At 64.2% G+C, this 14,217-nt stretch carries 16 protein-coding genes; 9 read left to right on the forward strand and 7 right to left on the reverse strand.

Features of this window, described 5'->3' with window-relative positions; translation table 11 throughout:
- Window positions 1-56: 56 nt before the first annotated feature.
- A complete protein-coding gene (locus DJ563_RS20600) occupies window positions 57-1,007 on the forward strand; it encodes a homoserine kinase (RefSeq protein WP_434518257.1) in 951 nt (316 codons plus the stop codon).
- 51 nt (window positions 1,008-1,058) lie between these two features.
- Here the strand turns inward: DJ563_RS20600 and DJ563_RS20605 are convergent, their stop codons facing one another.
- On the reverse strand, window positions 1,059-2,015 hold the full coding sequence (locus DJ563_RS20605) for a zinc ABC transporter substrate-binding protein (protein WP_434518258.1): 957 nt from the start codon (window positions 2,013-2,015) through the stop codon (window positions 1,059-1,061).
- 18 nt (window positions 2,016-2,033) lie between these two features.
- Here DJ563_RS20605 and zur point away from each other — a divergent pair, with 18 nt between their 5' ends.
- The 4 genes from zur (at window position 2,034) to DJ563_RS20625 (ending at window position 4,899) form a co-directional block, all read left to right on the forward strand.
- Complete coding sequence (zur, locus tag DJ563_RS20610) at window positions 2,034-2,519, forward strand: zinc uptake transcriptional repressor Zur (RefSeq protein WP_033702526.1); 486 nt, start codon at window positions 2,034-2,036, stop codon at window positions 2,517-2,519.
- Window positions 2,516-3,289, forward strand: coding sequence for a zinc ABC transporter ATP-binding protein ZnuC (gene znuC / locus DJ563_RS20615; RefSeq protein WP_033702525.1), 774 nt, complete (start codon window positions 2,516-2,518; stop codon window positions 3,287-3,289). The genes zur and znuC overlap by 4 nt, the downstream gene beginning before the upstream one ends.
- Window positions 3,282-4,064 (forward strand): zinc ABC transporter permease subunit ZnuB, encoded by a 783-nt coding sequence (znuB, locus tag DJ563_RS20620; RefSeq protein ID WP_274097802.1) that lies wholly within the window; start codon window positions 3,282-3,284, stop codon window positions 4,062-4,064. Before znuC ends, znuB begins: the two co-directional genes overlap by 8 nt.
- Window positions 4,065-4,191: 127 nt before the next feature.
- A complete protein-coding gene (locus DJ563_RS20625; RefSeq protein ID WP_033702523.1) occupies window positions 4,192-4,899 on the forward strand; it encodes a PA5502 family lipoprotein in 708 nt (235 codons plus the stop codon).
- A gap of 43 nt (window positions 4,900-4,942) precedes the next feature.
- Here the strand turns inward: DJ563_RS20625 and katE are convergent, their stop codons facing one another.
- On the reverse strand, window positions 4,943-7,087 hold the full coding sequence (gene katE / locus DJ563_RS20630; RefSeq protein ID WP_434518259.1) for a catalase HPII: 2,145 nt from the start codon (window positions 7,085-7,087) through the stop codon (window positions 4,943-4,945).
- Between the two features lie 226 nt (window positions 7,088-7,313).
- Here katE and DJ563_RS20635 point away from each other — a divergent pair, with 226 nt between their 5' ends.
- From DJ563_RS20635 to DJ563_RS20645, 3 genes are all read left to right on the forward strand, one after another.
- Window positions 7,314-8,321, forward strand: coding sequence for a methionine ABC transporter ATP-binding protein (locus tag DJ563_RS20635; protein WP_033702521.1), 1,008 nt, complete (start codon window positions 7,314-7,316; stop codon window positions 8,319-8,321).
- Window positions 8,321-8,992 carry a methionine ABC transporter permease gene (locus tag DJ563_RS20640; RefSeq protein WP_033702520.1) on the forward strand — a complete coding sequence of 224 codons (672 nt, stop codon included), beginning with the start codon at window positions 8,321-8,323 and terminating at the stop codon, window positions 8,990-8,992. The genes DJ563_RS20635 and DJ563_RS20640 overlap by 1 nt, the downstream gene beginning before the upstream one ends.
- Window positions 8,993-9,056: 64 nt before the next feature.
- Window positions 9,057-9,827 (forward strand): MetQ/NlpA family ABC transporter substrate-binding protein, encoded by a 771-nt coding sequence (locus tag DJ563_RS20645; RefSeq protein WP_274097804.1) that lies wholly within the window; start codon window positions 9,057-9,059, stop codon window positions 9,825-9,827.
- 123 nt (window positions 9,828-9,950) lie between these two features.
- Here DJ563_RS20645 and DJ563_RS20650 read toward each other — a convergent pair whose 3' ends face one another.
- Genes DJ563_RS20650 through DJ563_RS20670 form a run of 5 tightly spaced genes read right to left on the reverse strand, consistent with a single transcriptional unit; the run spans window position 9,951 to window position 13,834 of the window.
- Window positions 9,951-10,583, reverse strand: a complete 633-nt coding sequence (locus tag DJ563_RS20650) for an SCO family protein (RefSeq protein WP_274097805.1) — start codon at window positions 10,581-10,583, stop codon at window positions 9,951-9,953.
- Window positions 10,580-11,473, reverse strand: a complete 894-nt coding sequence (gene cyoE / locus DJ563_RS20655; RefSeq protein WP_033702517.1) for a heme o synthase — start codon at window positions 11,471-11,473, stop codon at window positions 10,580-10,582. The genes DJ563_RS20650 and cyoE overlap by 4 nt, the downstream gene beginning before the upstream one ends.
- A complete protein-coding gene (locus tag DJ563_RS20660) occupies window positions 11,458-12,531 on the reverse strand; it encodes a COX15/CtaA family protein (protein ID WP_274097806.1) in 1,074 nt (357 codons plus the stop codon). The genes cyoE and DJ563_RS20660 overlap by 16 nt, the downstream gene beginning before the upstream one ends.
- 9 nt (window positions 12,532-12,540) lie before the next feature.
- On the reverse strand, window positions 12,541-13,125 hold the full coding sequence (locus DJ563_RS20665) for a hypothetical protein (RefSeq protein WP_274097807.1): 585 nt from the start codon (window positions 13,123-13,125) through the stop codon (window positions 12,541-12,543).
- Window positions 13,091-13,834 (reverse strand): SURF1 family protein, encoded by a 744-nt coding sequence (locus DJ563_RS20670; protein ID WP_274097808.1) that lies wholly within the window; start codon window positions 13,832-13,834, stop codon window positions 13,091-13,093. Before DJ563_RS20670 ends, DJ563_RS20665 begins: the two co-directional genes overlap by 35 nt.
- Window positions 13,835-13,885: 51 nt before the next feature.
- Here DJ563_RS20670 and DJ563_RS20675 point away from each other — a divergent pair, with 51 nt between their 5' ends.
- Window positions 13,886-14,089 carry a twin transmembrane helix small protein gene (locus tag DJ563_RS20675; protein WP_033702513.1) on the forward strand — a complete coding sequence of 68 codons (204 nt, stop codon included), beginning with the start codon at window positions 13,886-13,888 and terminating at the stop codon, window positions 14,087-14,089.
- The last annotated feature ends 128 nt before the right edge of the window (window positions 14,090-14,217 follow it).

The raw sequence follows: 14,217 nt of genomic DNA on the forward strand, positions 1-14,217 counted from the left end.
GTTCACATCAACCCGGCACTTCCCGGCGGAAGTGCCCGTATGGGCATTTTTTCATCATGTCAGTCTTCACCCCTGTGACCCGGCCTGAGCTGGAAACCTTTCTGGCGCCGTACCAGCTGGGCCGTCTGCTCGATTTCCAGGGCATCGCCGCCGGCACCGAAAACAGCAACTTCTTCGTCAGCCTGGAACAGGGTGAGTTCGTCCTGACGCTGATCGAACGTGGCCCGAGCGAAGACATGCCGTTCTTCATCGAGCTGCTCGACGTGCTGCATGCCGCCGACATGCCGGTGCCCTACGCCCTGCGTGACCGCGAAGGCAATGGCCTGCGCGAACTGTGCGGCAAGCCTGCACTGCTGCAGCCGCGCTTGTCGGGCAAGCACATCAAGGTGCCGAACAACCAGCACTGCGCGCAGGTAGGCGAATTGCTTGCGCACATTCACCTGGCTACCCGTCACCACGTCATCGAGCGCAAGACCGACCGCGGCCTGGACTGGATGCTGGCCTCGGGAGCCGAGCTGATGCCGCGCCTCACGGCCGAACAGGTTGCGCTGCTGCAGCCTGCGCTGGACGAAATCAACGCGCACAAGGCGCAGATCCTGGCCTTGCCGCGGGCCAACCTGCACGCCGACCTGTTCCGCGACAACGTAATGTTCGAAGGCACCCACCTGAGCGGGGTGATCGACTTCTACAACGCCTGCTCGGGCCCGATGCTGTATGACATCGCCATCACCGTGAACGACTGGTGCATCGATGAGCAGGGCGCGCTCGACGTGCCACGGGCCCAGGCGCTGCTGGCGGCCTATGCGGCGCTGCGGCCGTTCACCGCAGCCGAGGCCGAATTGTGGCCGGAAATGTTGCGGGTCGGCTGCGTGCGCTTCTGGCTGTCGCGCCTGATCGCAGCGGAGTCGTTTGCCGGGATGGATGTGATGATCCATGACCCGAGCGAGTTCGAGGTGCGCCTGGCGCACCGCCAGCAGGTCGCTTTGCACCTGCCGTTCGCGCTCTAGAACCTCGCCGGCTTCTTCGCGGGGCAAGCTCGCGAAGAAGCCGCTACAGGTTTACAACTGCTCCATGCACCCAGCCAGGTCACCGCCCAGCTTCTCCAGCAAGCGCTCATAGCCCTTGCCGTCCACCGGGTCGGTGCCGCCCAGGGCATCCAGCTCGGCCAGGCGCACCGGCAGCCCGGCGGTCAACGTCTCGGCCAAGCGCGGGCGCAGCGGCGGTTCGCTGAACACACAGGTCTTGCCCACTTCCTGCAGGCGTTTGCGCATGGCCGCCACATGCTGGGCGCCCGGCTGCACCTCCGAAGCCACGCTGAACACCCCGGCATGCTTCAAGCCATAGGCGGCCTCGAAGTAGTCGAAGGCTTCGTGGAACACGAAGTACGGTTTGTCGGCGATGCCGGCCACACGTGCCTTGATGCGCCCATCCAGAGCATCCAGGCGCTCGACGAATGCCTTCAGGTTGCTTTGATAGCGCGTGGCATTGGCCGGGTCGACCTCGGCCAGGTCCGCCGCCATCTTCGCCGCGATCACCCGGGCATTGACCGACGACAACCACAAATGCGCATCCAGGCTGCCGGGGCGGTGGTCGTGATCATGGTCGTCCTGGTCGGTTTCTTCATGCGAGTGGCTGTCTTCGCCAAAATGGCGCAGCTGCATGCCGGTCAGCGACTGAACCGCGATGGTGGCCTTGTCCCGGCCTTTGAGCACCCTGGGCAGGAAGTTCTCCATGTCCGGGCCGATCCAGTACAGCAGGTCGGCGTCCGCGACGCGCCGTACGTCGGAGGGGCGCAGGGCGTAATGGTGCGGCGAGGCGCCAGGCGGCAGCAGCACATCCGGGCTGCCGACCCCGTCCTGAACGGCGGCGGCGATCTGCTGCAGCGGTTTGATGCTGGTCAGCACACGCACGTCGGCCTGGGCTGAAAATGCGATGAAAGCGACAAAAAGGGCTAGGAATCGGGACACGGTGAATACTCGGCTCGACAGAAACAGGTAACATAATAACGTCTCCATCCAGAACCGTCGCTGCCCATGTCCATCACGCCGCTGGCCAACCGCCCCCACGATCACTCCCATTGCGTACACAGCGCACTGGCCGAAGCCGATGCCTTGTGCACCCGCCAAGGGTTGCGCCTGACCGCGCTGCGCCGCCGTGTGCTGGAGCTGGTATGGCAAAGCCACAAACCGCTGGGCGCCTACGACATTCTTGCCGTGCTCAGTGAGCAGGACGGCCGCCGCGCCGCGCCGCCAACCGTGTACCGCGCCCTGGACTTCCTGCTCGACAACGGCCTGGTGCACCGCATCGCCTCGCTCAATGCCTTCATCGGCTGCAGCCACCCCGAGCACGTGCACCAGGGCCAGTTCCTGATCTGCCGCGCCTGCCATGTGGCCATCGAGCTGGAGCAGGCCAGCATCAGCGACGCCATCATCAACAGCGCCAAGGGCGTCGGCTTCAGCGTCGAAACCCAGACCGTGGAAGTGGTAGGCCTGTGCGGCAGCTGCCGGAGCGCGGCATGAGCGACGCACTGATCCGCCTGGAGCAGGTCGGTGTGACCTTCGCCGGCGAAGCGGTGCTCGACAGCATCGACCTGTCGGTGGCGCCGGGCCAGATCGTGACCCTGATCGGCCCCAACGGGGCAGGCAAGACCACCCTGGTACGCGCCGTGCTGGGGCTACTCAAGCCGCACCGGGGCAAAGTGTGGCGTAAACCGCGCCTGCGCATCGGCTACATGCCGCAAAAAATCCAGGTTGACGCCACGCTGCCGCTGTCGGTGCTGCGCTTCTTGCGCCTGGTGCCGGGCGTCGACCGGGCAGCGGCGCTGTCGGCGTTACAGGAAGTGGGCGCCGAGCACGTCATCGACAACCCGATCCAGACCGTTTCCGGCGGTGAGATGCAGCGCGTGCTGCTGGCCCGGGCCCTGCTGCGCGAGCCGCAACTGCTGGTGCTGGACGAGCCGGTGCAAGGCGTCGATGTGGTCGGCCAGACCGAGCTGTACAACCTCATCACCCGCCTGCGCGACCGCCACGGCTGCGGCGTGCTGATGGTCTCCCACGACCTGCACCTGGTCATGAGCACCACCGACCAGGTGGTCTGCCTCAACCGCCACGTGTGCTGCTCCGGCCACCCGGAGCAAGTCAGCGGCGACCCGGCTTTCGTCGAACTGTTCGGCCAGAACGCGAAAAGCCTGGCCATCTATCACCACCATCACGATCACAGCCACGACCTGCATGGCTCGGTGGTCGCCCCTGGCACCCATGTTCACGGAGAGCACTGCAAGCATGGCTGATTTTCTTCTTTACGCCCTGCTTGCCGGTCTGTCCCTGGCCCTGGTGGCCGGCCCACTGGGGTCTTTCGTGGTGTGGCGGCGCATGGCCTATTTTGGCGACACCCTGTCCCACGCCGCTTTGCTCGGCGTCGCCCTGGGTTTCGCCCTGGACGTCAGCCCAGCCCTGGCGGTGACCGTGGGCTGCCTGCTGCTGGCGATCCTGCTGGTGACCTTGCAGCAACGCCAACCACTGGCTTCCGACACCCTGCTCGGCATCCTTGCCCCCAGCACGCTTTCCCTGGGCCTGGTGGTGCTGAGCTTCATGCACGACGTGCGCATCGACCTGATGGCCTATCTGTTCGGCGACCTGCTGGCCATCAGCACCACCGACCTTGCCTGGATCCTCGGTGGCAGCGCACTGGTACTGCTGTTGCTCGCCGCACTGTGGCGGCCTTTGCTGGCGGTGACCGTGCACGAGGAACTGGCCATGGTCGAGGGCCTGCCCGTGGCGAGCCTGCGCCTGGCATTGATGCTGTTGATTGCGGTGGTGATTGCCGTGGCGATGAAGATCGTCGGCGTGCTGCTGATCACCTCGTTGCTGATCATTCCGGCCGCTGCGGCGCAGCGCCACGCCCGCTCGCCCGAACAGATGGCCCTGGGTGCCAGCCTGCTGGGGGTGACCGCGGTTTGTGGCGGCCTGGCCATGTCCTGGTTCAAGGACACCCCAGCCGGCCCTTCGATCGTGGTCTGCGCGGCAGTGCTATTCTTGCTGAGCCTGGCCCTGCCGAAACGCTGAAAGCCAGGGCGCCCGAAGGCGCGCCCTGCAACCTTTTCACGGGTAAAGGGTCTGTAAGACTTGTTTTCGAGCGTGCGCACCTGGGTGTAGACTTGCTCGCTTTTTGCGCAAATAGAGAGTCGCAGGAATGAAGCCGTTCGCCTCCCGTTATCTGCTTGTTGCCGCGTTTTCCCTGTTCCTGGCTGCCTGTTCCAGCGCACCGGTCGAACAGGCCGATGCACCTGCTCAAGCCGATGCCTGGCAGCAGTTGCAACAAAACATTGCCAGCAATGAGCTGGCCACCGCCGAAGACCAGCTGGCTGCCTTGCAGGCACAGTCGCCGGTAGACCCGCGCCTGGAGCAATACCAGCGGCAGTTGGCCGAGGCGTATCTGCAGCGTAGCCAGATCGTCCTGCAGAAGGGCGATGTCAACGCTGCGGCCACCGCTCTGGCCCGCGCCCGCGCCCTGATGCCGCAAGCCCCGGCAGTAACCGGTGGTGATGCCGTCAGCCAGGCGCGCAAGGCCGAGCTGGAGAAAGCCGAGGCGGCGTTGAAAGCTGCCGAGGCCAAGCCCCAGGCGCGGGTCATCGACCCGACTGCGCCAAGCACGGTGATTGCGCTGAAGACTACGGACATGGCTGCCATGCGCCGTCAGCTCGATGAGATTGCCAAGGACGTGGTCAATTACCAGTGCGAGGTGGTGTTTCAGGTACCGCGCACCGAGGACGCCCCTTGGCTGAAGACCCTGCTGGAAAAGCGGGTTCACAAGCTCGACAGCAGCTTTGCGCTGAAGCAGAAGCATGAAATCCAGCGCAAACTGCCGGCACAGGTGGTTCTGGTCCCGCACCAGCGCTGAATGCTTCGCGGGGCAAGTCGGATTGCCCCGCGAAGCGGCCCTGTCAGGCTGGCACTGCTTCAGCAGCTGCCTCCCGCTCCCACACCCGGTGCCCTTCAACGGCTTTCACAAAGGCATCTACGGTCTTCTGGTCATCCCCCAGCAGCAGCCCCTTGTCCTCCTTGAGCCCCAAGCTGTCCAGCAACGCCTTGCCTTCCTTGGCCAGCGCGATCGCCTTCAGATGCTTGTAACCCTCTAGCAGGAAGTGCTTGGCCAGCCCACTGGCACCCAACGCATCCAACGACGCCTTGCCAGCCGGCACCACAATGCCGTCGAACATGATCGATGGCATGCCCTCCATCGACGCATCTACCGGCAGTGGCTTGCCTTGCGCGGTTTTAACCGGCGCCGACGTAGGCCCGAGCACCATGATGCGAGCACTGTGCGCTTCCAGCGCTTTGACCTGTTGATCGACGCTGGCACCGTCCACGCCGTCAGCCACCAGCACGGCAATCTTGCGGCCCTTGATGCCAACATCGCCGGGGTGGTTCATCTGGCTCAAGGCAGGTGATTGCGCCAGCTTGCTGCCTTTGACCTGAACCGTGCCGGCCTTGGGCGCAGGCAGGCCGAGGTTGGCCGCCACGGCCGCAGCCAGTTTCAGGTCGATGTTGGCCAGAATCTCATTCACCTCACGCACCCGGATATGCTCACGCTCCACCTTGCCCAGCTCGAAGCTGTAGGCCTTGATGATGTGCTGCTGCTCATTCGGGCTCATGCTCTGGAAGAACAATCGCGCCTGCGAGAAGTGATCACCGAACGACTCGCTGCGCTGGCGTATCTTCACCGCATCGATACGCTCCTGGTAGCTCTCGAAACCGCCATCCTGGGCAGCGGCCGGGGTTTCCTTCGGCCAGCCGCCATCGATCGAGTTCGGCTCGTACGAGGCGCGGCCCTTGTGGATGGTCTGCCGGTGCAGCGCGTCACGCTGGTTATTATGGTTCGGCGCGACCGGTCGGTTGATCGGGATTTCATGGAAGTTGGGCCCGCCCAGGCGGCTCAGCTGGGTGTCGGTATAAGAGAACAACCGGCCCTGCAGCAGGGGGTCGTTGGAGAAGTCGATGCCAGGCACGATATGCCCAGGGCAGAAGGCAACCTGCTCCACTTCGGCAAAGAAGTTGTCTGGGTTGCGGTTGAGTACCATCTTGCCCAGCGGCGTGACCGGCACCAGTTCTTCGGGGATGATCTTGGTGGGGTCGAGCAGGTCGAATTCGAACTTATGCTCGTCGGCTTCGGGCACGATCTGCACGCCCAACTCCCACTCTGGGTAGTCACCCATCTCAATCGCTTCGCTCAGGTCGCGGCGGTGGAAGTCGGTGTCCTTACCCGCCAGTTTCTGCGCCTCATCCCACAATACAGAGTGAACCCCTTGGCGCGGCTTCCAATGGAATTTGACGAAGCTGGCCACCCCTTCGGCATTGATCAGGCGGAAGGTGTGGATGCCAAAGCCTTCCATCATCCGCAGGCTGCGGGGGATGGCACGGTCGGACATGGCCCACATGACCATGTGCGCAGACTCCGGCACCAGCGAAACGAAGTCCCAGAACGTGTCGTGAGCCGAGCCGCCCGTAGGCATCTCGTTGTGTGGCTCGGGTTTGACCGCATGCACGAAGTCGGGGAACTTGATCGCGTCCTGGATGAAGAACACCGGCATGTTGTTGCCGACCAGGTCGAAATTCCCCTCATCGGTATAGAACTTCACTGCAAAACCACGCACATCACGCACGGTGTCGCCCGAGCCGCGTGGGCCCTGCACGGTTGAAAAACGCACGAACACCGGGGTGGTCTTTTCTGGGTCCTGCAGAAAACCGGCCTTGGTCAGGGCGGCATGGTTGCCGTAGCTCTGGAAGTAGCCATGGGCACCGGTGCCGCGTGCATGGACGATCCGCTCCGGGATGCGCTCATGGTCGAAGTGGGTGATCTTCTCGCGCATGATGAAGTCTTCGAGCAGCGAAGGCCCGCGGTCACCGGCCTTGAGCGTGTTCTGGTTGTCGGCGATGCGCACGCCTTGGTTGGTCCGCAAAGCCTGGCCCGTCGCATCGCTGCGCACAGCCTCGAGGCTCTGCAGTTTGGCATTGGTATTGGCCTTGTCGGGCGTCTGGGTACCGGCGGCCTGGCTCTCTTTGGGCGCGTCCGTTTTCTTGCTGGGCATGGTCGGCTTTCCTCATCAGTCTTCAGGCTTGCCCGTGTGGGCTTGTTCTAGTAGTGACTGGATCCCGATTGGCTACGTTCAATAAGCTTTACCGGTTGTCGCGTTATGCCCGCTGGGTTGGTGCATGACGAAATAAATGCTAAGAACAGCTATGGGAAAAGGCTAAAATGCGCGACCCCAGCTAACCGCTGACCCAAAATTCCATGCGCCCCACAAGGTTCGCTACGTGATCGAGTTCCAACATGTCCATAAGACCTACCGCGTCGCCGGTAGGGAAATCCCCGCCCTCAACCCGACCAGCCTGACCATCGAAGACGGCCAGGTGTTCGGCCTGATCGGCCATTCCGGCGCCGGCAAAAGCACCATGCTGCGCCTGATCAACCGCCTCGAAGAGCCCTCGGGCGGCACGATCATCGTCGATGGCGAGGACGTCACCGCGTTCAACGCCAACCAGCTGCGCGGCTTCCGCCAGCAGGTCGGGATGATTTTCCAGCACTTCAACCTGCTGGCATCCAAGACCGTGGCCGACAACGTCGCCCTGCCGCTGACCCTGGCCGGCGGGCTGTCGCGCAGCGAGATCGACAAGCGCGTCACCGAGCTGCTGGCCCGCGTCGGGCTTTCCGACCATGCCAAGAAGTACCCGGCGCAGCTGTCCGGCGGCCAGAAGCAGCGCGTGGGCATCGCCCGGGCCCTGTCCACCAACCCGAAGATCCTGCTGTGCGACGAGGCCACCAGCGCCCTCGACCCGCAGACCACTGCGTCGGTGCTGCAACTGCTGGCCGAGATCAACCGTGAGCTGAAGCTGACCATCGTCCTGATCACCCACGAAATGGACGTGATCCGCCGGGTCTGCGATCGCGTGGCGGTCATGGACGCCGGGCAGATCGTCGAGCAGGGCTCGGTGGCCGATGTGTTCCTGCACCCGCAGCACCCGACCACCAAGCGTTTCGTCCAGGAGGACGAACAGGTCGATGAAGGCGAACAGCGCGACGACTTCGCGCACGTACCGGGGCGCATCGTGCGCCTGACCTTCCAGGGCGAGGCCACCTACGCACCGCTGCTGGGCACCGTGGCCCGCGAGACCGGCGTCGACTACAGCATTCTGGCCGGGCGTATCGACCGTATCAAGGATGTCCCCTATGGGCAGCTGACCCTGGCCGTCACCGGCGGCGACATGGAAGCGGCGTTCGACCGCTTCAAGGCAGCTGACGTACATATGGAGGTACTGCGTTGATGGACGCCCTGAATTTCTTCGCCAACGTCGACTGGGCCGAAATCTGGCTGGCCACCGTCGACACCATGGTCATGCTGTTCGGCTCGCTGTTCTTCACCGTGCTGCTGGGCCTGCCGCTGGGCGTGCTGCTGTTCCTTTGCGGCCCGCGCCAGATGTTCGAACAGAAGGGCGTGTACGCGCTGCTGTCGCTGGTGGTCAACATCCTGCGCTCGCTGCCGTTCATCATCCTGCTGATCGTGATGATCCCGTTCACCGTGCTGATCACCGGCACCTCGCTGGGCGTCGCCGGCGCCATTCCACCGCTGGTGGTAGGGGCCACACCGTTCTTCGCGCGCCTGGTCGAAACCGCCCTGCGCGAGGTCGACCGCGGCATCATCGAGGCCACCCAGTCGATGGGCGCGACGACGCGCCAGATCATCACCAGTGCCCTGTTGCCGGAAGCCCGTCCGGGCATCTTCGCGGCCATCACTGTCACCGCCATCACCCTGGTTTCGTACACCGCGATGGCCGGTGTGGTGGGCGCGGGCGGCCTGGGCGACCTGGCCATCCGCTTCGGCTACCAGCGCTTCCAGACCGATGTCATGGTCGTGACCGTGGTGCTGCTGCTGGTGCTGGTTCAAGTCCTGCAAAGTGTGGGCGACAAACTGGTCGTGCATTTTTCCCGTAAGTAACCCCAATGGGGTCGGCCTGGCCGACCCGTTCGGGGGCCGTCGCGGCCCTCACAAGGAGTGATTCATGAAGAAGCTGCTTGCTGTCGCTGCCGCTGTTGCGGCCTTTTCGGCCCACGCCGATACCCTGACCGTTGCCGCCACCCCGGTGCCGCACGCCGAGATCCTCGAGTTCGTCAAACCACAACTGGCTAAAGAAGGCGTGGACCTTAAGGTCAAGGTATTCACCGACTACATCCAGCCGAACGTGCAGGTCGCCGAAAAGCGCCTGGACGCCAACTTCTTCCAGCACCAACCGTACCTGGATGAGTTCAACAAGGCCAAGGGCACCGCCCTGGTCAGCGTTGCCGGCGTGCACATCGAGCCGCTGGGCGTGTACTCGTCCAAGTACAAGAAGCTCGCCGAGCTGCCTTCGGGCGCCACCGTGGTCATTCCCAACGACGCCACCAACGGCGGCCGTGCCTTGCTGCTGCTGGCCAAGGCCGGCGTCATCACCCTCAAGGACAACAGCAATATCCTGTCGACCGTGAAGGACGTTGCCGAGAACCCGAAGAACATCAAGTTCCGTGAGCTGGAAGCGGCCACCATCCCGCGCGTGCTGACCCAAGTCGATGCTGCCCTGATCAACACCAACTACGCGCTGGAAGCCAAGCTGAACCCTGAGAAGGACGCGCTGGCCATTGAAGGCAGCGACTCGCCTTACGTGAACATCCTGGTTGCCCGCCCGGATAACAAGGACTCGGATGACATGAAGAAACTGGCGGCTGCACTGCACTCGCCAGAGGTGAAGCAGTTCATCAACGAGAAGTACAAGGGCGCTGTAGTACCCGCTTTCTGATCCGAAATCCATGGGGCCGCTTTGCGGCCCTTTCGCGACTACAAGGGATCGCATTCCCCTGTAGGAGCGGCCTTGCCGGGGCGCCGGACCGGTCGGAAAGGCCTGCGCAGCAGGCCCAAAATCTCAATCCCGCTTCACCAGCCCCGGCAACTGCGCCAGCAGCTTCTGGTTGTTGAACGGCGCACGAATGAACCCACGCTGGCGCCCATCCGGCCCGACAATCGCCAGGTTACCGCTGTGATCCACGGTATACCCAGGCTTGCTGGTATCCGCCGGAATGAACGGAATGCTCAAGGCATTGGCCAGCTTCTGAGTGTCTTCGATCGACCCCGCCACCCCGACGAAATCCTTGTCGAAGTAACCCAGGTACTGCTTGAGCTGGTTCGGCGTGTCGCGGTTCGGGTCCACACTCACCAACACCACTTGCAACCGGTCCACCGCCTCCTTGGGCAGTTCGCTCTTCACCTGGCGCAACTGGGCCAGAGTGGTCGGGCAGATGTCCGGGCAATAGGTGTAGCCGAAGAACAGCAGCGACCACTTGCCCTTCAGGTCATCCAGCGCCACCGGCTGGCCGTCCTGGTTGGTCATGGTCACGTCCGCCACCGTGCGGCTCTGCGGCAGCAGGATGATGCCGGCGTCGATCAGCTCGGTGGGGTTGGGCTGGTCGCGGCCATTGAGCACCTTGTTGACGGTCAGGCCCAGGATCAACGCGACCAGGGCGACGAGGATGAAGACGGTTTTCTGGGTTCGGGTCATAGATTCAGCAACAGGTAGTGGTCAAGGAGCAACGCGACGAACAGCGCGAACAGGTAGCCGATAGAGTACTTGAAGGTGCCGATTGCCGCGTGCGGGCGGCTGCCACGGTACAACACCCAGGCCCAATGCAGGAAGCGCAGGCCCAGGGCCAGGGCACAGGCCAGGTACAACGGGCCGCTCATGTGGATGGCATAGGGCAGCAGGGTGACGGCCAACAGTATCAGGGTGTAGAGCAGGATGTGCAGCTTGGTGTAGCGCTCGCCGTGGGTCACCGGCAGCATCGGGATATCGGCCTTGGCGTATTCCTCCTTGCGGTGGATGGCCAGGGCCCAGAAGTGCGGTGGGGTCCAGGCGAAGATGATCAGCACCAGCAACAAAGGCTCGGCGCTGACATGGCCGCTGACCGCCACCCAGCCAAGCAGCGGCGGCGCCGCGCCGGCCAGGCCGCCAATCACGATGTTCTGCGGTGTGGCACGTTTCAGAAAGCCGGTGTAGAGCACCGCATAGCCCAGCAGCGAAGCCAGGGTCAGCCAGGCGGTGAGGGCGTTGGTGAACACCAGCAACAGCGCCATGCCCAGCAACGCCAGGGCCAAGGCAAAGGCCAGCGCCGGCAGCGGCGCGACCCGGCCTGCAGCCAATGGCCGTTTGTGGGTGCGCGCCATCAAGGCGTCGATACGCCGGTCCACCACATGGTTGACCACCGCAGCGCCGCCCGCGCACAAGCCAATGCCCAGGTTGCCGAACAGCAGCACGCTCCAGGCAACGCCTGCGCGGCTGGCGAGGAACATCCCTGCCAGGGAAGTGATCAGCATCAGCACCACCACCTTGGGCTTGGTCAGCTCCAAATAGTCGCGCCAGCCTGCCCGTTGTGCGCCTAGAAGCGTCGCCACGAATCGTTCCTCATTGGGTGCGAGATATCCACGCCCACCACCGGCGTCAGGCGCCAGCCGTGGCCGACGCGCACTTTGTCGGCCACGCGGATGCGGTAGTTCACCAGCACCATGCTCAGTAACAACATGGCCCCGCCGGCGTTATGGGCCACTGCCACGCCAAGCGGCAGGTGGAACAGTACGTTGCTGATGCCTAGCCCGACCTGCACCGCCAGGGCCAACAGCACCAGCCGCGCCAGGCCAGCGAGGCCACAGCGGTAAAGCTTGAAGCTCAGCATCAGCAGCACGGCACTGACCAGCAACGCACCCAACCGGTGGCTGATGTGGATGGCCGTGCGCGCATCGCTGTCCAGTTGCCCGCCCAGGTAGTTGGGGCCGACGTGCTGGGTCAGGTGGAAGCCGTTGCTGAAGTCCGCCGCCGGCCACCACTGGCCATGGCAGGTGGGCAAATCGATGCAGGCGACCGCCGCATAATTAGCGCTGACCCAACCGCCCAGGGCGATCTGGCCGACCACCACCAGCAGCGCCAGGGCCGCGATGCGGCGCAGGCTCAGCGGTAGTTTAGGCAACGGCGCAAAGGCCCGGGATAGCCGCAGGCACAGCAGAAACAGCAGGCTCAAGGTAGTGAACCCACCCAGCAGATGCGCGGTGACGACTTGCGGCCAGAGTTTCAGCGTCACGGTCCACATGCCAAACGCCGCCTGGGCAAGCACCACCACCAGCAACAGCACGGGCAAGCGGTAGGGCTGGCCATCACGCGCATGGCGGCGTACGGCCTGCAAGGCCAGCCAGGCGATCACCAGCGCCAGGGTGCCGGCGAAGTAGCGATGGACCATTTCGGCCCAGCCCTTGGCGGCCTCCACCGGGTGCTCGGGGAAGTGCACTTCGGCGTGGGCCAGTTGGGCGTCGGTCTTGGGCACACTGATGAACCCATAACAGCCTGGCCAATCAGGGCAGCCCAGGCCGGCATGGGTCAGGCGGGTATAGGCACCGAGCAACACGACCAGCAGTGCCAGCAGGGTGGCGAACACAGCGAGGCGCAATCCGGGTCTGGCCATGGCAGGCTCCTAGCCGATGTTGGAGAGCTTGAGCAGGTGGCGCAGGTCGTCCAGCACGTGCTTGCCGTTGGCCTTGCTGTCGTAACGCAGCACCAGGTTGCCGTGGGGGTCGACGATCCACAGTTGCGGGCCGGGCTCGCCTACCTTCTGCAGGTAGCGCGGAGCATCCAGCGGGTAGCGTTGCAGCTGCGGGTACTCGCGACCAAGCAGTGCCTGGTAGTCGGCGGTCAGCGGTTGGGCGGTTGCCAGCGCATGGCTCGCGCGGCTGGCATCGCGGCCCAGGCCGACCTGGATTTGCCGGGCCAGGTACACCAGGCGCTGACAGTCCTCGGTACAGGCTTCGGGCGCACTGACCAGCAACTGCCATCGCTCGTCCTGGCCTGCCACGCCGATATCCGTGCGGCTTTCACCATTGCCGATCATGGCGCCGTGATAGCTGCGGCCTTCCGGCACCCAGAACTTGAGCTTGTACATGCTGGTGGCCAGGATCATCGGGCCGAGCACAACCAGCAGTATCAGGACCAGTTGCAAACGCCCGCGGGCTCTGGGCTTGCGGCGCTCAGGCACTTCCAGTGGGCTGGTGGTGGCGGCCATGGTGGTTCTCCTTCTTGTTGTTGTGCCAGCCAAAGTAGAGGTAAAGCAGCACCAGCGCGGCGGCCAGGGCAAACCACTGCACGGCGTAGCCCAGGTGCTTTTCCGGGCCCATCGCGACCACCGGCCAGTCCAGGCGATAGGCGGCCGGGCCGGGTTGCAGGCGCAGCTCATGGGCGAACCCTTCACGGGCCAGCTGCTGCCACAACTGCGCGGCATCGATGGCGGTCAGCAGGTGCGGCCATTGGCCCCCGACCGGGTCGGGGTGCAGCTGGAAGGTGCTGCCGGGCGCCACATAGACCGAAGCATCCAGCGCCAACGCCTGCGTCGGGGTCTCGAAGTGCACCGGCACGCGGCGGTCCGGCCAGGCTAACCAGCCACGATTGACCAGCAGCCACAGCCCGCTGGGCTGGTCATGGAAGGGCTGCAGCAGCTCGACACCGGCCTGGCCGTCGCGCATGCGGTTGTCCAGCAGCAGGCTGTGTTCGGCATCGAAACGGCCGTACAGGTGCACGCGGCGAAATGCGCTATCGTCGCGTTGCTGCAACTGGGCAGTAGAGAGGGGCGCATCGATGCTGCGCTCGGCATAGGTCGCCAGCAGCGCGCGCTTTTGCTCGGCGCGGCCGAGTTGCCAGCAGCCAAGCGCGATCAAGCCCGGCAGCAGCGCGAGCACCACCAGGGTCGGTAGCCAACCTGGGCGAAACGGCCTCACGGGCGCCTCGCTATACTTATCCACATCACTGCATCCCCCCGGAGAAGCGCCATGCTCAAGGCCGCGATTGTCCTGATGCTGTTGGCCACGGTTGCCAGCCTGTTCAGTGGCCTGGTGTTTCTGGTCAAGGACGATGAAAACTCGACGCGCTTGCTGAAAGCGCTGACCGTACGCGTGACCCTGGCCGCCTTGACCATCGGGCTGGTGGCTTACGGCTTGATCAGTGGCCAGCTGGTCTCTCACGCGCCCTTCTGAATCACCCCACACTCGCTTTTTGTAGGAGCGGCCTTGCGTCGCGAAAGGGCAGCGAAGCGGCCCCGGCGATTTATGTCACCACACAAAACCTGGGGCCGCTTCGCGCCCCTTTCGCGACGCAAGGCCGC

It is taken from the genome of Pseudomonas sp. NFX1, assembly GCF_051123555.1.
In the GTDB taxonomy this organism is placed as follows: domain Bacteria; phylum Pseudomonadota; class Gammaproteobacteria; order Pseudomonadales; family Pseudomonadaceae; genus Aquipseudomonas; species Aquipseudomonas capeferrum.